The organism is Cohnella lubricantis (genome assembly GCF_014212015.1).
GTDB lineage: Bacteria > Bacillota > Bacilli > Paenibacillales > Paenibacillaceae > Cohnella > Cohnella lubricantis.
Window position 1 is genome coordinate 1 of the sequence record NZ_JACJVN010000062.1, and the last position, 21344, is coordinate 21344.

At 60.2% G+C, this 21344-nt stretch carries 18 protein-coding genes; 6 read left to right on the top strand and 12 right to left on the bottom strand.

Annotation, left to right across the window (positions count from 1 at the left end; genetic code table 11):
* The 3 genes from H4Q31_RS16180 to H4Q31_RS16190 form a co-directional block, all read right to left on the bottom strand.
* Window positions 1-2162 (bottom strand): AAA family ATPase (locus tag H4Q31_RS16180; RefSeq protein ID WP_185180098.1); only part of this gene is annotated, 2162 nt, incomplete at its 3' end.
* 342 nt (window positions 2163-2504) lie between these two features.
* Window positions 2505-3785, bottom strand: coding sequence for a metallophosphoesterase family protein (locus H4Q31_RS16185; RefSeq protein ID WP_185180099.1), 1281 nt, complete (start codon window positions 3783-3785; stop codon window positions 2505-2507).
* Between the two features lie 31 nt (window positions 3786-3816).
* Window positions 3817-4980 (bottom strand): glycosyltransferase family 4 protein, encoded by a 1164-nt coding sequence (locus tag H4Q31_RS16190; RefSeq protein WP_185180100.1) that lies wholly within the window; start codon window positions 4978-4980, stop codon window positions 3817-3819.
* Between the two features lie 92 nt (window positions 4981-5072).
* On the opposite strand from H4Q31_RS16190, the gene H4Q31_RS16195 reads away from it, so the two are divergent.
* Together H4Q31_RS16195 and H4Q31_RS16200 are read left to right on the top strand one after the other, a co-directional pair.
* Window positions 5073-6230: a GGDEF domain-containing protein gene (locus H4Q31_RS16195; protein WP_185180101.1), complete on the top strand. Its 1158-nt coding sequence runs from the start codon at window positions 5073-5075 to the stop codon at window positions 6228-6230.
* A 126-nt stretch (window positions 6231-6356) separates the two neighbouring features.
* Window positions 6357-7841 carry an RsmB/NOP family class I SAM-dependent RNA methyltransferase gene (locus H4Q31_RS16200; RefSeq protein WP_185180102.1) on the top strand — a complete coding sequence of 495 codons (1485 nt, stop codon included), beginning with the start codon at window positions 6357-6359 and terminating at the stop codon, window positions 7839-7841.
* A 521-nt stretch (window positions 7842-8362) separates the two neighbouring features.
* Here the strand turns inward: H4Q31_RS16200 and H4Q31_RS16205 are convergent.
* The 4 genes from H4Q31_RS16205 to H4Q31_RS16220 form a co-directional block, all read right to left on the bottom strand.
* Window positions 8363-9214, bottom strand: coding sequence for a pseudouridine synthase (locus tag H4Q31_RS16205; RefSeq protein WP_185180103.1), 852 nt, complete (start codon window positions 9212-9214; stop codon window positions 8363-8365).
* A gap of 15 nt (window positions 9215-9229) precedes the next feature.
* Window positions 9230-10900, bottom strand: coding sequence for an RsmB/NOP family class I SAM-dependent RNA methyltransferase (locus H4Q31_RS16210; RefSeq protein WP_185180104.1), 1671 nt, complete (start codon window positions 10898-10900; stop codon window positions 9230-9232).
* Window positions 10901-10938: 38 nt separating this feature from the next.
* Window positions 10939-11742, bottom strand: coding sequence for a GTP diphosphokinase (gene yjbM, locus H4Q31_RS16215; RefSeq protein WP_185180105.1), 804 nt, complete (start codon window positions 11740-11742; stop codon window positions 10939-10941).
* A 78-nt stretch (window positions 11743-11820) separates the two neighbouring features.
* A complete protein-coding gene (locus H4Q31_RS16220) occupies window positions 11821-12933 on the bottom strand; it encodes a quinone-dependent dihydroorotate dehydrogenase (protein WP_185180133.1) in 1113 nt (370 codons plus the stop codon).
* Window positions 12934-13100: 167 nt separating this feature from the next.
* On the opposite strand from H4Q31_RS16220, the gene H4Q31_RS16225 reads away from it, so the two are divergent.
* Complete coding sequence (locus H4Q31_RS16225; protein WP_185180106.1) at window positions 13101-13247, top strand: hypothetical protein; 147 nt, start codon at window positions 13101-13103, stop codon at window positions 13245-13247.
* 98 nt (window positions 13248-13345) lie between these two features.
* Here the strand turns inward: H4Q31_RS16225 and H4Q31_RS16230 are convergent, their stop codons facing one another.
* Together H4Q31_RS16230 and H4Q31_RS16235 are read right to left on the bottom strand one after the other, a co-directional pair.
* Window positions 13346-13582: a ferredoxin gene (locus tag H4Q31_RS16230; RefSeq protein WP_185180107.1), complete on the bottom strand. Its 237-nt coding sequence runs from the start codon at window positions 13580-13582 to the stop codon at window positions 13346-13348.
* A 152-nt stretch (window positions 13583-13734) separates the two neighbouring features.
* Window positions 13735-15009 (bottom strand): DNA polymerase IV, encoded by a 1275-nt coding sequence (locus tag H4Q31_RS16235; RefSeq protein WP_311771746.1) that lies wholly within the window; start codon window positions 15007-15009, stop codon window positions 13735-13737.
* Window positions 15010-15134: 125 nt separating this feature from the next.
* On the opposite strand from H4Q31_RS16235, the gene cimA reads away from it, so the two are divergent.
* Window positions 15135-16757 (top strand): citramalate synthase, encoded by a 1623-nt coding sequence (gene cimA / locus H4Q31_RS16240; protein WP_185180108.1) that lies wholly within the window; start codon window positions 15135-15137, stop codon window positions 16755-16757.
* A 148-nt stretch (window positions 16758-16905) separates the two neighbouring features.
* Here cimA and H4Q31_RS16245 read toward each other — a convergent pair whose 3' ends face one another.
* A complete protein-coding gene (locus tag H4Q31_RS16245) occupies window positions 16906-17472 on the bottom strand; it encodes a TlpA family protein disulfide reductase (RefSeq protein ID WP_185180109.1) in 567 nt (188 codons plus the stop codon).
* Between the two features lie 142 nt (window positions 17473-17614).
* On the opposite strand from H4Q31_RS16245, the gene H4Q31_RS16250 reads away from it, so the two are divergent.
* Window positions 17615-18934, top strand: coding sequence for an MFS transporter (locus H4Q31_RS16250; protein ID WP_185180110.1), 1320 nt, complete (start codon window positions 17615-17617; stop codon window positions 18932-18934).
* Window positions 18935-19024: 90 nt separating this feature from the next.
* Window positions 19025-19522 carry a M67 family metallopeptidase gene (locus H4Q31_RS16255; protein ID WP_185180111.1) on the top strand — a complete coding sequence of 166 codons (498 nt, stop codon included), beginning with the start codon at window positions 19025-19027 and terminating at the stop codon, window positions 19520-19522.
* Here the strand turns inward: H4Q31_RS16255 and H4Q31_RS16260 are convergent.
* Both H4Q31_RS16260 and H4Q31_RS16265 read right to left on the bottom strand, forming a co-directional pair.
* The gene (locus H4Q31_RS16260; RefSeq protein WP_185180112.1) at window positions 19519-20256 is read right to left on the bottom strand and encodes an exonuclease domain-containing protein; all 738 of its coding nucleotides are present in this window, start codon (window positions 20254-20256) and stop codon (window positions 19519-19521) included. The two genes, H4Q31_RS16255 and H4Q31_RS16260, sit on opposite strands and share 4 nt — an antisense overlap.
* A 5-nt stretch (window positions 20257-20261) precedes the next feature.
* Window positions 20262-21341: a DUF294 nucleotidyltransferase-like domain-containing protein gene (locus H4Q31_RS16265; RefSeq protein WP_185180113.1), complete on the bottom strand. Its 1080-nt coding sequence runs from the start codon at window positions 21339-21341 to the stop codon at window positions 20262-20264.
* Between the last annotated feature and the right edge of the window lie 3 nt (window positions 21342-21344).

A 21344-nucleotide genomic window follows, 5' to 3' on the forward strand; every position in this document is an offset into this window, starting at 1 on the left:
AGGCGATTGTCACGTGTCGAGAGAACTGGCAGCTTGCGCTCGCGCAGCCAGGCGAGCCATTCGCTCTGCCGCGCCTCCTGCTCGGCCGCGATCGTCTCGCGTTCCCGCAGCAGCTGCTCGCGCTCCTTCGCCCCTTCCGCGCGCCGCAGCTCCGTCTCCCGCTTCGCATAGCGGCTGCGTTCCTCTTCCTCCATCCGGTCGAGCTCGCGGTAGACCGCTTCCCTCCATGTTGTTCGCGCCGCTTCACCAGAGAACAACGCCGCAGCCGCTTCCTCCGGGCGGCGGAACAGCTCCCGCGCCGCCAACGATACGCTTCGCTCCGCGGACGCCAGCGCTGCCTTCGCGGCTTGCGCACCCCGCTGCCGATCGAGCGCGTCTGCCGCCTCCAACCCTTCACCCCTTCGGTTGCCAGGCACACCATTCGGCGGCCGAAGCGCCGCGCCCATTACGCCGCCCGCCGCTAATAGCAGCGCCGCCGCAACCGTGAACAACACCGTTCGCACAGCGCCTTCTAGCCCGAGCGCCGCCGGCAGTATGGCAGATACCGCGCCAAGCGCAGCGATGACCGCCGAGAGGAGACCCGGACGCATGACGCTCCGTCCATAGCCGGAGGAACGCCTCGCTCGAGAAGCCGCCGCTCTTCCTGACGATTCGTTCTGCCCAGTCGAGAGTCCTGACTGGGTCAGCTCAATTGCCAGCTTCGAACGCTCCCATTCCTGAAGCTCTTCCTCCATCCGGTGCCACGCTTGCCGCAACGCCGGGCGATCGCTTGGCGCGAATCCGCCGTAAGCGGCCAGCCCCGCAGCCGGCCTGCCGGCCTCCATCACGCTTATTCCCGCGCCCATCTCCCCGGCTTCAAGCGCTGCGCCGCCGGCTGTCCGCACGTCTGTCTCATTCGCTAGCGAAGCCAGCTGCCGCGCCACCCGCCTCAGCTCTGCATCTACACGTTCCAGCTCTCGCTCCGTGCCAGCCAAGCCAGCTAGCAGCGCGCGCGCCCGCTCCTTCTCCGCGAGCGCCGCGAGAGCTTGCAGCTCCTCCTGCCCCCAGCCCGGCGACAGCCTAGCGAGCAGCGATGCGAGCAGCTCGTCTTGGAGCCGCAGATCAGAGGTTAGCTCCGCCAGCTCTTCGCGTCTGGCCGCGGCAGCTTCTCGCTGGTCCTCCAGCGCTTCGATGTCGGGCAGCCGTTCGAGCAACTCCGCGTCCCACATGAGCTGCTCCCGAAGCCGCCGCAGCTCATCTAGCTGCGACTCCGCTTCACGCAGCCGGCGTTCCGCCTGCTGTCGCTCCTCCTGCAGCCGCTCCCATCGGACCGCCGCATCCTCGGGCAGCGGCTCCGCGAGCGGACCTTCGAGCTGCGACGCCAGCTCTTCCTCCTCCAAGCTGATCGCCTGCTGCCGCAGCCACCATTCCCTCGCTTCAAGCGCTCCTTGCGCCAGCGCCAGCTGCTGCCGCAGCTCGGGAACGCCGGCTTCAGCCTCGCGCAGCTCTCGCTCGATCGCTTCCAGCTCCAGCGTCGCCTCATTGAACGGACCCTCGCCGCTTCGCGCCCGCCGAAGCTCCGCCTCCAGCACGCGCATCCGCTCCAGCACCTGGTTCAGCTCCGGCAAGGTTCCCCGCGGCTTGTACAGCTTCTCGAGCTCCGCTTCCAGCGACTTGCTAGCCGCCGTCAGCGCAGCGCCGCCCGCCATCCCTGCGTGATAGAGATAGTTGCCGACTTCGTCGCCGGACAGCGAACGCAGCTCCTGCAGCTCGTCCAGCGTCACTGCGAACAGCTGCCGGAACAGCCGCTCGGAGACGCCGCCAAGCAGCCGGCGCTCCAGCTCCGCTTGCGTGACCGGCAGCTCCAGCCCGTTCTCGTCCCGCAGCACAGCAGCTGCTCCTCCGCGCCGCACGGCAATATCCCCATATCGCTCCAGCAGCAGAAGGCGGCCCTGATCCTCGATCGCGAGCCGCCCGCCATGCCTGCCTCCGTATACCGGCTCGCCCCGCTCTGCCGGCTGGCTGCGATTCGCGAAGCCATAGAGCATACTGCGGATGAACCGCAGCAGCGTGCTCTTGCCCGCTTCATTCGGACCATATACGACTGTGACAGGCGCTTCGAACGTGCACGTCTCGCCGCTTAGCGCGCCGAAGCCGTCGATTCTCGCTTCTTTTATGTACATTTTCGATTGCCGCCCCCTCACGCCGCGAACCGTCCACCCTCCCGGACCGTACAACAGGCCCAGCAGCTGATTGTATTCGATATACCGACTACATTCAGAGCGATATCGCTCAAACAGCGCATCGTATTCGAGATTTCATACACATTTAGCCCATAATCACAAATCCGGCCCTATTGGATTCGAAATTTCGCACCTATTCGGTATCGCTCATGTGAAGGCACATCCGCCTCACGACAACGCCTATCCATTCACGCCGCTCTACCGCCTCGCTCACCATGCAGTCTTGCCGGCGCACGCCGCTCAGCCGCCACGCTCGTCCAACCGTCCGCCTCCGCACGCCGCTCAGCCGCCAGCCTCGCCCAGCAGGCTGGCCGCCAGCTCCGTCGCGCGGCTGATCAGCTCCTCGCGCTCCTCGTCGCTGCGCGACGCACACCACTCGCGCAGCTTCGGCTGGCGCATGGACGCATCCATCGCCGCCTCCAGCAGCTCGCGCGCGCCATCGCCGCTGGCTGCAGCCTCGCGGCCAAGCCGGGTCAGCACGCCGAGGAAGCCATCCTCGTCTCCCTCGGCAGCTTCCGCCAGCGGCGCCCGCGTTCGAACGACCAGGCTGTCGATCCAGACCCAATCGTCGCTGTCTTCCGGAGAGCCGCACCATTCCCGCAGCTCCTCCAGCCACTCGGCTGCCGTCTCTTCCCGCTGCAGCCTTCCGTGCAGCTCGCCTCGGCCTTCGATACGAAGCCGCAGCACGAGCGGGCGGCCGCCCGACTCGCTGCGCGACTCGTCCACCGCCTTCAGCAGCCGAGCCTTCAGTTCCTCCTCGCGCCCCGCGCCGTCAATCGTCACTATCCGTTCGTGCCACAGCACGTCGGCCGTGTCGCGGAACGACAGCTCGATGCTCCCCGTCTCCGAGACGCTGACGACATACGCGCCTTTAGGGCCTGTCTCGCGTATGCTGCGCCCTTGGATGTTGCCCGGGTAGACGACATGCGGATACTCGCGGAGCACCCTGCGGTCATGGATATGCCCAAGCGCCCAGTAGTCGAAGCCGGCTGCGGTGAGATCGCTAAGCTTGCACGGCGAGTAATTGTCGTGATTCGCATTGCCGTCGACATTGGCGTGCAGCACCGCCAGATGGAACGGAGCCCCCGGCCGCACCCGATAACGGGCCGCGAGGTTATCCGTCACGCTCGAACGCGGATACGAGATGCCGTACACGTACGCCGCCATTTCCCCGTCCCGGCGATAAGCGGGCACCGGCTCCGGATCTCCATAGTCGAAAATATGTACTTTGCCAGGCCAATCCAGCTTGGCCTTCCAACCGTCCAGCGGATCATGGTTGCCGTGGACGATGAACGTCTGAATGCCTTCCTCCGCGAGCTCCGTCAGCATCCGCTGCATACGCAGCTGCGCGCGAAGCGAACGGTCGGCGGCGTCATAAAGATCGCCCGAGAGCACGACAAAGTCGACCTTCTCTCGTCTCGCCAGCAGCAGAAGCTGCCGGAGAGACGCGAAGGTCGACTCCTTCAGCCGTTCGCGCACGGCCGGCGGAACTCGGGATAAGCCGCGGAACGGACTGTCCAGATGAAGATCCGCGGCGTGAAGGAACTTGAATGGGATTCCCACAGAGCTACTCCTCTCCGGTCGCGGCCGTTCGTTACTCGGCGGTCTCCGTCCGCTTGGAAGCGAAGTCCGCAGGCCCGAATTCGATATAAACTTTCTTGAGCTCCGCGATGACGCGGTTCAGCGAGTACGTCTTCTTCGCCTTGTTCATGGCGGCCCGCGCCAGCTCGTAGCGATACTGCGGATCGACGATCAATTGCTCAAGCGCGTCCGCCAGCGCCTTCGGATTCTCCTCCGGCACGAGCATTCCGTTGACGCCGTGGTCGATCTGCTCTGCAATGCCGCCGACATTCGTGCCGACGAGCGACAGCAGGCACAGAGCCGCCTCCGCGAACACCGAGCCGAACGACTCCGCCCGGGATGGCAGCACGAATATATCGAAGAAAGGCATCAGTTCCTCCGGATGCAGCATGTAACCGTAGAAAATCGTATCCTCATAAATGCCAAGCTGCTGGCTAAGCGTCTCCAACTCCTCGCGGATCGGCCCGTCGCCGATAATGTGCAGCACGAATGCATGGCCTCTTCCGTGAAGCTCGGCGCATGCTTTAAGCAGCAGGTCGATGCCCTTCGCCGGAACGAGGCGGCATACCGTCACGAGCTGCGCCACTTCATTCTCGTGCGAGATTGGCTTGAACCGCTTCTCGTCATAGCCGTTCGGAATGACGCCGATTGCTTCGGGACGCTTCACGTAGCCGCCAAGATAAGCGGCGAACGATCGCGACACCGTCAGCATCCGGTCCGCCTTCGCCTCCAGCTCGCCGTAGAGCTTCGTCAAGAACCGGTGCTCCGGACCGCCTTCGGCGATGCGGCGGTTCAGAATCAATTCCCTCTCGAAGCTGGAGTGCACGGTCATGATGACCGGAATGCTCGGGTAGATCCGCTTCATGGCTAGCGCCGCTACCGGATGATGGGCGTGAATAATATCGTATTTGTTATCTTTAAGACGAAGCTTCGTCCACCAAATATAATCCTTCAGCGTCTGGATATATTTATCGACAATGGGATTGCCGGCGAACTCTCGCCAATCGAACGTCTCGAACTCAATCTCTTCCTGCCCCTTGTTGCGGATTCGCTTCGGGAGTGAGAACAATTCCATTTCCCAACCGAGTTTGCGGAACCGTTCCCTAATGTAGGGCACCATGGATGAGACGCCTCCCGGCTGCTCCGGGGGAAAGAACAGCGCCTGCAGCACGTTCATGGCCATTCCCTCCTTTGTCCTGCTTTCTCGGTCTTATATGTTTATGATATATTAGAACATATGTTTCTGTAAAGAATTGCGAAGGAGTCCTTATGAACCTATCGGCCTCTTGGAGCCTGACATCCGCTGAGCTGCGGACGTTCTCGTCAGGCGTTACCTTCATCGTCGTTTGCCTGATGCTGTTCATGGCGTACAGGCTTTATGCGCGCAACAAGCGCTCCGGCTACCGCAAGCTGATTCTCTCTATCGGATTCAGCGTGCTGCAGCAGCTCTATCAGATCGCCTTGGCATTCGGCCTGATTCCGCAGAAGTCTCTGCTCGCGCTGGCCGACAATGTCCTGTATGCGATCACGTTCATATTGCTGAATTTTGCCGTATTCGAGCTTTATCACAAGAGCCGCCCCCGGACGCAGGCTTGGTATTATTCGCTCATCGGCATCACGCTCGCCATCTCGGCCGGCGCCGTATTCACGGGACAGCAGCCGCTCAGCGAGCTATGGCAGCCGGCCGCGCTTCAATCCCCTGTGCTGGACGGCTTCCTGGTGGCGCTGTGCCCGCTGTTCGCGCTGATGTTCGCTCCGCACATCGGACAGCCGAGGCGTTATTTGCTGGCGCTCATCGTCTCTTTCGCACTGCATTTGTCAAGAATGCTCGGACGTTACATTTATCCCGACGCTACAGTTTATGAATCGATCGAAGCTCTTTTGACGATTGCCTTTTTTATTTTGCTGTTTATGCTGCTGTTCGATCGGGTGGTCGAGCTGCTCAATACCGCTTATCGTTCGGCCATTACCGACGGGCTCACGCACCTGTTCAACCGTCGCTTCTTCACCGGCCAGCTGGAGCGAGCGCTCAAGTCCGGCCATACGGTGGGCGTTATTTTCTGCGATATCGACAACTTCAAGAAGCTGAACGACGAGCAGGGCCATCACCAGGCGGACCAGGTCCTTCGGCAAGTGGCGGCGATCCTCACCGAGGAGACAGAGGGCTCGGGGCTTGCCGGCCGTTACGGCGGAGAGGAGCTGGTCGCCTTCGCGCTCGGTTCTGGCGCCGCGGCCGCCGCAGCGGATCGAATCCGCGCGCGCATCGAGAAAGAGACGATCGTCACGGCGAGCATCGGCTATTCGCAGACAGACCTCGGGATCCCGGCCGACACGCTGATCCGGCAAGCAGACGAAGCCATGTACCATTCGAAGAACACAGGCAAGAACCGCGTCACCGACTACGCGGCCATGAGCCACGCCGGCTAGGGGCGCCGGCTGCGCTCCAATGAGTTACCGGCTTTCTTCCATCCTCCGAACGACCGGCCGCCGATTGGCGCCCTATATCGGCTCGTGTATACTTATAGCGATCAGGTTTAGAAGGAGATTTGACCGATGACTTCACTGCCCGCAGCATACGTCGAACGAATCCGCCGGCAGCTCGGCTCCGAAGCCGACGCGATGCTGGCCAGCTATGAGGAGCCGCGAACGTACGGCCTTCGGCTCAACCCGCTCAAACTGACGCCGGACGAACCTCTGTTTGCCCGACTGACCGAGCATTTCCAACTGAAGCCGATTCCGTGGTGCGGACTCGGCTATTTCTATGAGGAATCGGCCCGCCCGGGACGGCACCCGTGGCATGCCGCGGGATTGTACTACATCCAGGAGCCGTCCGCGATGATCGCGGCGGAACTGCTTGACCCTCAGCCAGGGGAGATCGTGCTCGACCTAGCAGCGGCTCCCGGCGGCAAGACGACGCAGATCGCAAGCCGCATGCAAGGCCGCGGACTGCTAGTCGCCAACGAGATTCATACCGGCCGCGCCAAAATATTGGCAGAGAATGTAGAGCGTCTCGGCATCGTGAATGCCGTCGTGACGAATGCCGCGCCGGATGAGCTGTCCGCCCGCTGGTCCGGCGCATTCGACCGGATCATGCTGGATGCGCCTTGTTCAGGAGAAGGCATGTTCCGCAAGGACCCGCCTTCGGCCTCGGAATGGTCGCCGGAGGCAATCGATGCCTGCGCAGCACGGCAGCGGTCGATCTTGCCCGACGCCGCCAAGCTGCTGAAGCCGGGCGGGCGGCTGGTCTATTCGACCTGCACGTTCAATCGTTCGGAGAACGAGGAGACAATCTCCTGGTTCCTAGAGGCCTATCCTGAGTTCGAACTGCTGCGCGAAGAACGAATGTGGCCGCACCGCGGCGAAGGCGAAGGCCATTATGCGGCTGTCCTCGAGAGAAGATCGTCCACCCCAGTCGCCGGCAACTCTCAGATTGCCGCGAATGAAGCGAGCGGGCGAGTTGCCGCTCGCGAGATTAGCCGCCGGGAGGCCGAACTCGGTTCGAACGAGCTCCCTGCGGTTGCGCCCCAAGGCAAAGCTGTTCGCCGCGCAGCCCGTTCCGGCGGCAAACTGGACGCAGCGGCACGCGGGGCTGCCGACGATGGCATGCGGCTTCTCCGCGAGTTCGCGGAGACTGCGCTTCCCGGATTCACGCTGCCGGCAGACGGCGAACCGCTGCTGTTCGGCGAAGCTCTCTATTGGCTCCCTGCTCCGGAAGCCGGCCCAATCTCAGCTGCCGGGCTGAAGGGGCTCAAGCTTCCGCGTCCCGGCCTGCAGCTGGGCAACGTGCGCAAGGGACGCTTCGAGCCCTCGCACGCTCTGGCGAGAGCCGTGCGGCCGGACATGGCCGCTCTCACCTGCGATTACCCGCCCGATAGCGCGGAGATCGCGGCTTATCTGAGAGGCGAGAGCTTGCCCGCACGTCACGGAGCGGATCGCGGCTGGGGGCTGGTAACCGTTGACGGCCATCCTCTCGGTTGGATCAAGGCGAACAACGGCCAGTACAAGAACCATTTTCCCAAAGGGCTGCGATTGAACTAGCGAGAGACGGCTCCTGAACCGCTGCCCGAATCGGATTCGTTCCCAACTCCCCAGGCGTTTCGCCCAATCACCCGCCGCCCGGGACAAATGTCCAATCCGCTCCTGCCCTTCTTCATACTATGAGGTAAGTGCAAAGCGGGACGAATGCCGGGTCAGGGCTCCGCTTTGCCTCCGAACGACAATTGCTCGCTCGCGGATCGTCGCGGGCTCGAAGGAGGTACCGCATGTCCAGCACGATAGGCGGCAGTAACGGGATCGCGGCGCTGATTCTCATTCTCTTCATTCTGTTGGTCATTTTGTTGTTCGCCTGTTTCTAACATTGCAGCTATACGCAATAAGGAGTTGGCTCGCGGCCAACTCCTTTTTGCTTTGCGGCACCTCGCCAACACGGAACCTTCGACCGGCGTCTCCACGTACCACACCTTGCAGTTGTCCCCTGATTCGTTTGCCGCTATATGTCTATTCTCTCTTTGGCAGGCTTATCCCCTCGGCTCAGCAGAAGAGCCCGTCATCTTCCCAGATCAGTCCGTCCGGTCCCTGCGATATTCCCGCAAGGCCGTTACTTCCGCCTCCGTCAGCTCTCGCCATTCGCCTGGCGATATCGTCCCGTCCAGTCGCAGCGGTCCCATCGCAACTCGGCGCAGATAGACGACTTCTTTGCCGACGGCCTCGAACATGCGCTTCACCTGGTGGTACTTGCCCTCCATGATCGTCAGCTCGACCCAGCTGAGCGGCTTGCCCTCGCGCTGCGCCGCCGCGAGCTCCGCGCCGCGAAGCGCCGGCAGAAGAGCTGTGCGCTCCGACGCCTCTGCCATCTCGGCAGGTGCCATCGCATCTCCTGCGCGGACGACCGACAGCACATCCAACTCGGCAGGCAGCGTCTCATAGCCGTCGTCCAGCGTCACGCCTTCTCGGAACCGCCGCTTGTCATCCTCGCCCGCTTCTCCGGCTACGATCGCACGGTACGTCTTCGGCACGTGCTTCTTCGGGGACAGCAGCTCGTGCGCCAGCTTGCCGTCATTCGTCAGCAGCAGCAGTCCCTCGGTATCTTTGTCCAACCGGCCCACCGGAAAAGGCGCGAACACGTTCATCTCCTCGTCCAACAGCTCCAGCACCGTTCGATCCCGATTGTCCTCCGTCGCGGAGACGTAGCCGGCCGGCTTGTTCAGCAAGACGTAGACAAACTCCCGATACACGATCCGTTCCCCGTTCAGCACAACCTCATCCTTCTCCGGATCGATCTGCATGCCCGGGTCCTTCGCCCTCACGCCGTTAACGGCAACCGCCCGTTCCTTAACCAGCGCCTTAATGCCGCTTCTCGTGCCGTAGCCGAGATTGCCGAGCATCTTGTCCAATCGAATCGTCTTCTTCATGCTTGCCTCGCTCTCCTACACCCAGCGCCAGCCGGGCAGCAGCTCATTCTTCAGCAGCGCGCCATCCCAACGTCCCCATCCCGCGGGACAATCATCGATACAAACGAGCGCCCAGCCTCGCCCGGACGCCGGATTCCCTTCCGCGTCCGTAATCCGCGACGGGTCGGGATGGAGCGACTCGCCCTTCATGTACTTCAGCGCCTCGTCCTCATCGCTGCTCAGCCGCAGCGATCGCGCGGCGTCGGTCATTCGCAGCCCCATCGCCAGCGCCTGCGACGGCTCGAAGCGGTGCTTCGACGCCGATCCGAGCAGCCAGCCGGGGCGTACCGGATGCAGCCGTTCGATCGGCGGCAGGCCGTCCGGCTGCAAGTACAGCATGTCGCCGCGCACGATCAGCCGTCCGCTCGGCCGCCAATCCGGCAGCATGTCCCGCGCGAACGCCATCAGCATCTCGCGCTTCTGCGCATCGGTCTGCCCCGCAGCCGGCCTCCCCTTGCCGCCGCTGTCTCTGCCGCGGCCGTGACCGCCTTGCGGCGCTCTGCCCGGTCGCGGCTTCTCCTTCGCCGCCGCGGGCGTGCGCATGCTCGCCGATACGCTCGCGCGCCGATCTGCCGGCCCGTCAACTGAAGCCAGCGGCGGGAACGACCAGTCGCGCCCTGCCGCTTCCGCCTCACGAGTCTCTGCCGCATCCTGCGCGCCCGACTTGTCGGCCACTGCCGCCCCCGCATCCGCAGCTCCGCCCTCGCGGACGAGCAGCGCGGCATAGTGCCCCTCGCCGCGGCTGCGGTGCGGCCATACGCGGACGGTGCCGGCCAGCGATGCCAGCCGCTCGCCTTCAAGCCCTGCCGTCCCCTCCGGCGTCAGCCAGTCGGGGCGGCCCGGGCCGAACCCCCACTCCGGCGGCGCTTCTACCTTCTCCACCGAGAAGTCCGGATGCTCCGCCAGGAACAAGGCGACACTCCCTTCATTCTCCTCCGGCGAGAACGTACACGTCGAATAGAGCAGCTTGCCGCCAGGCGCTACCAGCTTCGCCGCCTCGCGCAGAATGCCGCGCTGCATGGCCGCGTACCGCTGCACCGTATCCGGGTGCCGTTCCCACTCGCGCACCATCTCCTCGTCCTTGCGGAACATGCCTTCGCCTGAGCACGGCGCGTCCACCAGCACGCGGTCGAAGAACGCGCCGAACGCTTCCGCCAGCCTCTCCGGCTCCTCGTTCATGACGATCGCATTCGCCGCTCCGGCGCGCTCGACATTCTTGGCTAACGCCTTCGTCCGCTCCGAAGCGTTGTCGTTCGTCACGAGAACGCCGCGGCCTGCCAGCTTGCCAGCAAGCTGCGTTGACTTGCCGCCCGGCGCCGCGCACAGATCAAGCACGCGGTGTCCCGGCAGAACGCCTAACAGCTCCGCGGGCAGCATCGCGCTCGGTTCCTGAATATAATAGAGCCCTAAGTAATAGTGAAGATGCTTGCCCGGGCGATCCTCCTCCGCCGTGTACAGGCCTCCAGCCGTCCAAGGAATCCGATCGCCCGCCGCGCCGAAGCGTTCTTCATACGCCGCTCGGCTTAGCTTCAAAGCGTTGATGCGAAGCCCGGACGTTCTCGGGCTCGCGTATGTCGCGAGGAACGCTTCCGCTTCCTCGCGCAGCAGCTCCCTCATGGAGTGCTCGAATTGTGCCGGCAGTCTCATACCTTCTTGATCGTCTACCTCCGTCTGTCCTGACTGCCTTAACTGTTCTGGTTCTTGCCTGCTCGTATGAGCGCTTCACGCAGCTCGATGGCCAGCTCATTCAAGCCCCAGAGGTCTCCTTGCTCCCACAGCTCGTTGAACCGGAGCTGGAACTGCGCCGCCTCCCGAACGCGCCGGAAGAAGTATAGCCCCTGAATATCATTCATCACCTTGCGGACGACGTTCGACTCGCCTTCGAAATCCTGCTGCGCGTCGACGATCTCCTGCCGGATGCTGGACATCTCGTTATCCAGCTTGAAAGCCGCCTCCGACGCCTCGAACAGCCGCTCGCGCACATGCTCGGGAAGCTTCTCTTTATACTTATAATTAAGCGAATGCTCGATCGTCGCCCAGAAATTCATCGCCAGCGTCCGAATCTGAATCTCGGCCAGCACCGGCATCGAACCGATCGACGTCTGCACGGGATATTCCACAATAATGTGATAACTGCGGTAACCGCTTTGCTTGTAATTGGTAATATAGTCTTTCTCGTATACTACCTTCATATCCTGACGAATGCGGATCAGATCCGCTACCCGATGAATGTCGTCTACGAATTGGCACATAATGCGAATACCCGCGATATCCTCGATTCCCGTCTCAATCTGGTCCAGCGGCACGTTCAGACGCCTCGCCTTCTCCAGAATGCTCGAGATCCGCTTCACTCTCCCGGTCACGAATTCGATCGGAGCATACTCGTCACGGGACTTCATCTCGGAGCGCAGGCCCTTCAGCTTCACCTTCAGTTCCTCTACCGCCTGCTGATAAGGAAGCAAGAACCGATTCCAATCTCTACCGTCCATACCGGAAACTCCTTTCTGCCTATCCAAAAGAAGTTCGACTGCGACTGCCGCAATCCTGCCCCATCCAGCTGCCGTTTGTTATCCTCGCTTATGGTCGGCGCCGACCGCTTCCGAGATATGGCGGAAGCCGTCCTTGCGCAGCAGCCCGGCAAGCCCTCTAACGATCTCGGCGAACACGCCGGGTCCCTTGTAGATCAACGCCGTATACACTTCGACGAGACTAGCCCCGGCTCGTATCTTGTCGTAAGCGTCCTGCGCGGTGAAGATGCCGCCCGATCCGATAATCGGCAGCTTGCCTTCCGTCAGCCGGTAGATGGATGCGATAATCTCCGTCGACCGCTTCGTCAGCGGGCGTCCGCTTAAGCCCCCTGTCTCCTTCGCGTTCGGATGCGATAACCCGTCGCGGCCGATCGTCGTGTTCGTCGCGATAATGCCCGACATGCCGCTCGAGACAATCGCTTCCGCCATATAGGAGAGCTGCTCCTCGTCGTTATCCGGCGCGATCTTCACGAGAACCGGCTTCGGCTGTCCGCCTTGACGCTTCGCCTGGATATTCATCTCATCCTTCACCGCATCCAGCAAGCCGCGGAGCTCATCTCCGTGCTGCAGCTTCCGCAGATCCGGCGTATTGGGAGAGCTGATGTTCACGACGAAGAAGTCGCCGTGCGCATAGAGCCGCTTCATGCATTCGCGATAATCGTCCGCAGCGCGCTCGTTGGGCGTCGCTTTGTTCTTGCCGATGTTGACGGCAACCGGAACGCGCCGGCGGCCAAGTCGTTCCAGGCGCTTCGCCATCGCGTCCGCTCCCTCGTTGTTGAAGCCCATCCGGTTGATGAGCGCTTCGTCCGGAGGCAGACGGAATAGGCGCGGCTGCTCGTTGCCGGGCTGGCCGAGCGGCGTTACCGTGCCGACCTCCATGAAGGAGAGGCCGATCCGCGAGAATCCGCCAATCGCCTTCGCGTTCTTATCTAATCCCGCCGCAAGTCCGACCGGGTGGCCGAAGTGAAGCCCGAACAGATCGACCGCAAGCTCCTTGGGCGCATGAACGCCCCATATGACAGACATGAAGGAAGGAACGAGCGGAATCCGGGAGGCTTGGCCAAGGCCATCCACCACCAGATGATGAGCCGCTTCGGGGTCCATTTTGAAGAAGATAGGTTTGACGAGCTTATACATCCGACCGATAGACATCCTTTCCATATGAGAAAACCTTCCGCGTATCAGTTTAGCCTTTTCGAGCGCAAAAGAAAAGGGAGCAACCGCCCGGTACAAGCGGACGGGCATCTGGCTTTTTGACGAGCAACCGTTTACAATATAGGTATATATCATCAATCACTTGTTAAGGAAGGTTGATTACCGTGAGTTCAGCCAAAAAGCAGCGTCCCGCACTCCCCCATTCCAAGCAGCAGAAAGATCAGGTCAACAAGAAGGCGCTCATCTGGATCGGTTCTATCTTCGCGGCGATCGTTGTTGTCGTCGGGGTTCTGCTCGGGCTGAACGTCTAACCTGCCTGCCTCTGGGACAACTCCAACATCCATATCAAAAAATCCCCTCTCGGCCATGGCCGGAAGGGGATTTGTTTAAGCGATTCGCTTCGCCGTGCTTAGAAGTTGAACGGAGCGTCGGCGATCTTGATGGAATCCGTCGGGCAGCCGTCGCTGGCGTCCTGGAGATCGTCATAGAGCTCCTCCGGAATCTCCGTATTGCCATGATTGCCGTCGCCGCCGAAGATCACTTCCGCGAGACCTTCGTCGTCATAATCGTAAATATCGGGAGCCGTAGCGCCGCATGCGCCGCATGCGATGCAGGTATCCTTATCTACATAAGTAAATTTAGCCATTCCAGTAATCCTCCTTCAGTCGATCAACCCCGCGAAATGCATAAGAAAAAAGGGCTTTGCTATTGTCCAATATAATACAAAAACCTATGCAGATCAAACGAAAATACAGAACATAACGTTCTCTCCGCGAGCTTGCCGAACGTTATATTTGCCTATTCTTCCAAGGAATCCTTCTCGCGGAGAAAATCGGTTTGCAGCGAAGTCCCGCGGAGCTTCTTGTTGCGGATCAAAGCCGATGGATCGTCCGTCAGCATACCGGCGGTGAGCACCGCGCTCTCCCCGAACTTGTCCCTTAACTTATCCATGACTTGATTCAATTGTTCCTTGCGCGGCGTCGCTTCATACTCGAACAAGTCGAGTTGGACAGGTGTCTCTGCTTTGGGAGACAGCCCCTGAAGCGTAATGCCGAGAAGCCGGACGGGCATGCCGTTCTTCCAGTGGCGGTCCATCAGGCGGCACGCTTCACGGTACACGTCGTCCGCCGCGTCCGTCGGAATGTCGATTGTCTCCGACCGGGTGATAGTCTTCATATCCGGGTCGCGAATCGTAATTTGCACCGTGTGGCACATCATCCCTTGCCGCCGCAGCCTTCGCGTCGTTTGGTCGGCCAGATTGAGCAGCACCGCGCGATACTGCTCCCGTTCAGTCAGGTCCGCCGGCAGCGTCGTCGTATGCCCGATCGACTTGGCCGCTTCATGCTCGGGCTCGACGGGCGAGTCGTCGATTCCGTTCGCGGCCCGCTTCATCCAGTTGCCGTATACGCCGAAGCGATCGACCAGCCATTGCTCATCGGCTGCCGCAAGCTCCCCGATCGTCCGGATGTTCATCCGTGTCAGCTTCTCCGCGGTCTTCCGGCCGATGCCGACCAATGTCTGGCACGGCTTGTCCCACAGCAGCTTCGGCACCTCGCGCCGTCTCAGCACTGTGATGGCGTCGGGCTTGCGCATGTCCGACGCGATCTTGGCGAGAAGCTTGTTGGGAGCCACGCCGATCGAGCAAGGCAGCGACAGCTCCTCCTTGACCCGCTTCCGGATCAGCTCGGCGATCTCCAGCGGCTGTCCGAACTGGCCGCTGCCGGTAATGTCCGCGTAGCACTCGTCGATCGAGACCGCCTCGACCAGCGGCGTATAGCTGCCGACGATGCGCAGGAACCCCTTGGAGTAGCGGCGGTAGACATCGAAGTCCGGCTGAATGACGATCAGCTCCGGGCATGCTTGCATCGCCTGGCGCACGGTCATGCCAGTACGAACTCCGCGCGCCCTTGCCTCATAGGAACTCGTCACGACGACGCCCTTGCGCAGCTCCACGCTGCCGGCGACGGCCGTCGCTTTGCCTTTATATTTGTCCGGCTCCTCTGCGGCATGCACCGAACAGTAGAAGGCGTTCATATCGATATGCAGAATAATGCGGCTTCCGTTGCCGTTCACAGCGGTTCACCTCCCGGCATCGGCGAAGAAATCTAATCGTATTATACAATCTCGCATGTTATAATAGTAAGAATAATTGACGCTTTAACGCTTTAGGATATTCAAGGCAGGAGGCACGCTATCACATGACGACTTCCATCAGCATTTTCGACACGACTCTTCGGGACGGAACGCAAGGCGAAGGCATCAGCCTCACGGCGGAAGACAAGCTTAAGATCGCATTGAAGCTAGACGCGCTTGGCGTTCACTATATCGAAGGCGGCAATCCGGGCAGCAACGGCAAGGACATCGAGTTCTTCAAACGAGCCCGGGAGCTGAATCTGCAGGCCAAATTGACTGCGTTCGGCAGCACACGGCGCAAGAACAGCACCTGCGAGCAGGATGTGAATCTGAAGCATCTGATTGAATCCGGAGCTAGAGCAGCCACACTGGTCGGCAAGACATGGGACTTTCACGTTCACACCGCTCTCCAGACCACGCTGGAAGAGAATCTCGCGATGATCTATGAATCGATCGCTTATGTGAAGCGTCACGGCCTCGAGGCTATCTTCGACTCGGAGCACTTCTTCGACGGCTACAAGGCCAATCCCGACTACGCGATCGCCGCGCTCGCCAAGGCGAAGGAAGCCGGCGCGGACTGGATCGTGCTGTGCGATACGAACGGCGGAACGCTCCCGACGGAGATTCACGACATCGTCAGCCGGGTAACGAGCCTCATTCAAGCGCCGATCGGCATTCATACGCATAATGACTGCGAGCTGGCGGTTGCGAACTCACTGGCGGCTGTTAACGCAGGAGCCCGGCAAGTGCAAGGGACGATCAACGGCTACGGCGAACGCTGCGGCAACGCGAATCTCGTCTCGATCCTGCCGAATCTGCAGTTGAAGATGGGCTACTCTTGCATCAGCGATGAGCAATTGAAGTCGCTAACGAGCGTGGCGCGATACGTCGGCGAGATCGCCAACGTGAGCCTGCCTGTGAACCAGCCCTATGTCGGCACCGCCGCCTTCGCGCACAAGGGAGGCATTCACGTCTCCGCCATCCTAAAGGATTCGAAGACGTACGAGCATATCTCGCCGGAGCTCGTCGGCAACAAGCAGCGCGTGCTCGTCTCCGAGCTTGCCGGACAGAGCAACATTGTCTCCAAAGCGCAGGAGCTCGGCCTCGAGGTCAGCGAAGTCGCCAAATCGCGGGAGCTCATCGACCGGATCAAGAAGCTCGAACATGAAGGCTACCAGTTCGAAGGAGCGGATGCTTCGCTCGAGCTGCTGCTGCGCGAAGCGTTCGGAGACTCCGAGCCCATGTTTACGGTCGACTCGTTCAAGATTCATTGCGAGCAGCCTTCCGTATCCGGCAATACGGATATGCTGACCGAAGCGATCGTGAAGCTCCGGGTCGGCGGCCAACAGGTGTATACCGTGGCGGAGGGCAACGGCCCGGTCAACGCGCTCGACAATGCACTGCGCAAAGCGCTCGCCCCTTTTTACCCGGCTATCGCGAATATCCACCTGTCCGACTACAAGGTTCGCGTCTTGGATGAGAAGGATACGACCGCCGCGAAGGTCCGCGTGCTCATCGAGTCCTCGGACTTCCACGATACGTGGAGTACCGTCGGCGTCTCCTCCAACGTCATCGAAGCCAGTTGGGAAGCGCTCGTGGACAGCATCCGATATGCGCTGCTTAGCATGACTCGGAGCGAATCAGTGCCCGAAGCCATTCCCGAATCGCTTGGACTGGTGAACCACTAATCCATCCCCCCCTAAAGTGACGCGGTGCTCCGATGCTTTTTCCGATTACTTGTGGGGGCAGCCGCCGATTAACCATATCAATACAGCAATCGCCCGCGCAGTTCGCGCAGGCGATTTTTTGCTTTTCTATTTGCCATTATGGGAGAAATTACAACACTTCCTTCAGCATCTTCTCCCAATCGGCGACGGACTGCGCGCCTTCGATGCGATGTCGGATGACTCCGTCGCGATCCACGATAATGTTGACCGGATAAGCATAGACCTTGTAATCCTTCTCCGTCTTCCCTTCCGTATCCATCAGAATCGGGAATCGCAAGCCCTTCTCCTTCACGAAGTCCTTCGCGCCGCGAACGGTATCGTGCGTCGTGACATTCACCGCATATAAGTCCACTTGGTCTTTGTATTTGTCATATACCTTCATCAAATCCGGCGCTTCAGCATCGCATGGCCCGCACCAGGAAGCCCAGAAATTGATAATGACCGGTTTGTCCCGCTTGCCGCCCACTTCGTAAGTGGTTTGTCCGTCCATCGAGCTTAGTTGAATGGCCGGAGCCAACGCGCCTTCCTCCGGAGCGGTCTTCAGCTCTTGCTCCGCAGCGGACGTTGCCGCCGGATTCGCTTCGGCAAGCGGCTTCTCTTGCTTCATGCCATTCATGATCAGAATCACGACAATAATAAGGGCTACTGCGCCTAAAATGACAATATTGCGTTTCATTCCATTTCCCTCTTTCCTCTAGCGCTGCACCATCCATCTTACCTCAAATGCCGAACGATTCCAACCGCAGCAGCGGAATGTCCCCTGTCTCCGATGGGTACATTACTTGTGTCACGCACCCATCCGTTTACAGGAGGAGACCATGGCCACTTCATCTTCCAAAGACAAGCCGGAACGCAAGCTGCAGATCGTCTTCTCCAGCGATATTGCCTCAAGCTCCCGCTCTTCGCGAGGCCGGGAGGCAGCATCAGCTTCATCGAAAGCTCCGGCCAAAGGCAACGTATGGCAGATCATCGCCTTGGCTACTGTTCCACTCGTGCTTGTGCTCGGCAACTCGATGATCGTGCCCATTCTGCCCACTCTGAGCCGAGAGCTGAACATCTCTTCGTTCCAGAGCAGCTTGGTCATTACGTTATTCTCCGTTACAGCCGGATTAATCATTCCGGTCGCAGGTTACCTATCCGACCGCGCCAGCCGGAAAGCGGTACTCATTCCCGCTCTCATCATCTACGGAGGAGCCGGCGTGCTGTCAGGCTTCGCCGCAGTATGGCACTCCTATTGGCTGCTGCTCTGCTCCAGGGCCATTCAAGGCATTGGCGCCGCGGGCACGACAGCGATCGCGATGGCTCTTGTGGGGGATTTGTACAAGGATGCGGAGGAGAGCAAGGCTCTTGGCATTATTGAAGCCTCCAACGGCTCAGGCAAGGTCATCAGCCCGATTCTCGGCTCGCTTCTTGCGCTTATCGTGTGGTACGCCGCCTTCTTCGCATTCCCGATCTTCTGCGCCTTATCGCTGCTTGCCGTTATATTCCTGATCAAGGAACCGAAGCGCGAGAAGGGTCCGATCCAGTTGAAGGCTTATGTTCAGAAAATACGCGAGGTATTCGCCAAAGACGGAAGATGGCTCATCATCTCGTTCTGGGCGGGCGCTGCCGCCATGTTCACTTTGTTCGGCGTGCTCTTCTTCCTGTCCAACATTCTGGAAGACAAGCCTTATAATATCGAAGGGGTATGGAAAGGCATGATTCTGGCCATCCCCGTCTTCGGGATGGTAACGGTCGCTTATATTACCGGTGCCGTCATTAAGAAGAACGGCGTCCTCATCCGCTGGCTGTCCAATATTGGACTTGCGTTGATGGCAGCCTCGTTATGCGCCGCGATCTGGCTTAATCACAGCCTATATGTCTTTATCGGTCTGCTGACCGTCAGCAGTATCGGGACAGGGATGCTCCTGCCCTGCCTGACGACAATGATTACGGGAGTGGTTGACAAGGCGCAGCGCGGCATGATCACGTCGCTGTACAGCAGCCTGCGGTTTCTGGGTGTCGCGTTTGGTCCTCCCCTGTTCGGCTGGCTAATGGAGATCTCGCATCGAACCGTATTTATCACGGTGTCGTCGCTATCTTTTGTCACCTTCCTGCTCGTACTGTTCTTCGTGAAGCCTGCCAAACAGGTCAAATAGGTCAAATAAATCATCCTCAGGTTGCCCAAAAGGACTTCGCCCCTCATACTGTTCTTATTAGTTTAGAGTGAGAACACCGGAGGGGTTTCCATGTCGGAACGTTTGAAGAGAGCCGTCATTACGCATTCGGTTCAAGCAAGCTTGATTGAACAATGCCGAGCCCGCAAGCCCTATGAATCGTGCGGCGTTCTGTTTGGCGAAGTCGCCAACTTGGTTGTCCGCGCAGACGGCTTCGCCTTCATTCGCAATGTCGCGGTTCATCCGGAACGCTCGTTCCAGTTCGATCCGGCCGAGTGGATTCAGGTTGGCTGCCATGCACAAAAAAACCAACGAAGTATCGTCGGTTTTTTCCACTCCCACCCTTATGGTCCTCATCGCCCCAGCCAATTGGACGCGGAAGGGCAGGACGTATCGGCGTCGATGTGGATTGCGGACTTATCGCGTCAGCATGAGGCACTTCATGTATACGGATTCGATTCCGGATCCCGTCCGCGCCCGTTAACGCAGGAGCAGCCAGAAGCGAAGCCGTCGAAGCCGCAGGCGCAATCGTCATGGTACGCCATTCCGCTGACCGTCTGCGCGGATTAGTGCCGGCTCAAGTAGGCGTACAGATCGCCTAACGTGTTCACTTGCTTGGCTTCCATACGCTTCAGGAATTCGAACCACAGCTTCGCCGTCATGATGGAATCATGAAGCGCATGATGACGGCAGGTTACCTCGATGCCGTACGTCTCGAGCAGCTCATCCAAGCCGTAGCTCTTCCGGTTCGGCTCCAGCCACTTCGCGACCATCATCGTGTCGAGCACCCGATGCGTCAGATTCACCTTCGATGTCTTCCACAACGCGGCGTTCAGGAACTGCTTGTCGTGGCCGCTGCCATGGGCAATTAACACGCGCCGATCGGCGTAATCAAGGAAGTCGTGAAGACCCTGCATCAGCTCGGGGGCAGCTCCCGCCATCTCGTTCGTGATGCCCGTCAGTTCGACGATGTGCTTAGGCACCTTGCGCTTCGGATTCACAAGCCGATAGAACGGCTCGCTCTCCTCCAAGTCACCGCCTATGATTCGCACGCCGCCGATCGAGATAATCTCGTCCCCGTTATTGGGATTGAAGCCGGTCGTCTCCAAATCGAACACGACGGCCGCAAGCTCACGAAGCGGGGTCTCCAGCACAGACTCCTTCCGCTGGTCGCGCGACATCGAACGGATGAACGCCATCTGCTGCGCATTCGAAGCGCCCAGCAGAGAAGCGATCGCCGGCGTTATGCCGCCCACTTTGTACAAATTCCACATGCGGCCCATCGGACTCTTGGGCTCCTTCATGCTGTTCACCTCCCGCCGAAGCGGCTTCGCAGCTCTCTCTCAATCTGCCGCTGCAGCTTGCGGCAGAGTTTCAGCGCATTCTTCAGAGGAGCCTTCCATTCGCGTTTAAGTTTGGCTGCAGGCAGCTTGCCGTTCACGATTCGTATGCCGTCCTCGCTGCGCTCCGAAGCGAGCATGCGCAGCTGCATGAATAAGGCGATCGCCTCCGTCGCCAACAGCGCCTCTTCCGAGGGCAGAATACCGGCCTGCTCCAACGCCCGTATGCGCCGAATCGTGCTCGTCTCGCGGATGCCGGACCGTACGGCCAGCAAGCGGAAGACGTTCACCATCGGAATATAAGCGCCGTATTTAATATCCAATGTTCCGGCCGTCTCTCCATACCGCTCCTTCAGCAGCTGGCCGAAGACGCCGATCAGCGCCTTATGCCGCAGGGTATTCTCCATCATCCTTCGAGCGATGACCGGATGGCCGAGGACGTCCCTGCGGAACCGGTTCGTCCATCTCGCAGCCAGCTCCGCGTCTCCGGCGACGAGTCTCGCATCCGCCGCAATGAGCAGATAGCGGACGTTCTCCCAGCTCGGATCCGCGAACCAGCCGTCGAGCTTGCGTTCCCAATCCCCAATCGGCATGCACCATTCGGGATTGGAGGCGATCACATTGCCTTCGCAAGGCGGATATCCGATCGAGATCAAATATTGAACCGCCGTAGAGGCAAACGTTCCAAAATAGCGCGACAGCCGTTCCGCATCCGCCTCGTTGGCCGGATTCTCGTAGATTAGCCCGCTGTCTTGGTCGCTGCTCATCGTCTGCTCGCTGCGCCCCCCGCTCCCGAACAGCAAATACGCGTATGGCACGGGTGGAGCGCCCAGCCCCAACCGTGCCATCTCGGCCATAACTAACTCCAACGCTCTCGCAATAAGAGCATCTTGGAGCTCGTTCAGCTCTTCAACCCACTCCATTATGGGAGAAGAGGAGAGAACCGCCTCCAGGCGATTCTGCTCCTCTTCCCTTATGCTTCGCAAGCTGTCCGGATTGCCGGCGCCTTTAATGTCAAGCAACAGCCTCTCCTTGTGGAGAATGGACATGCG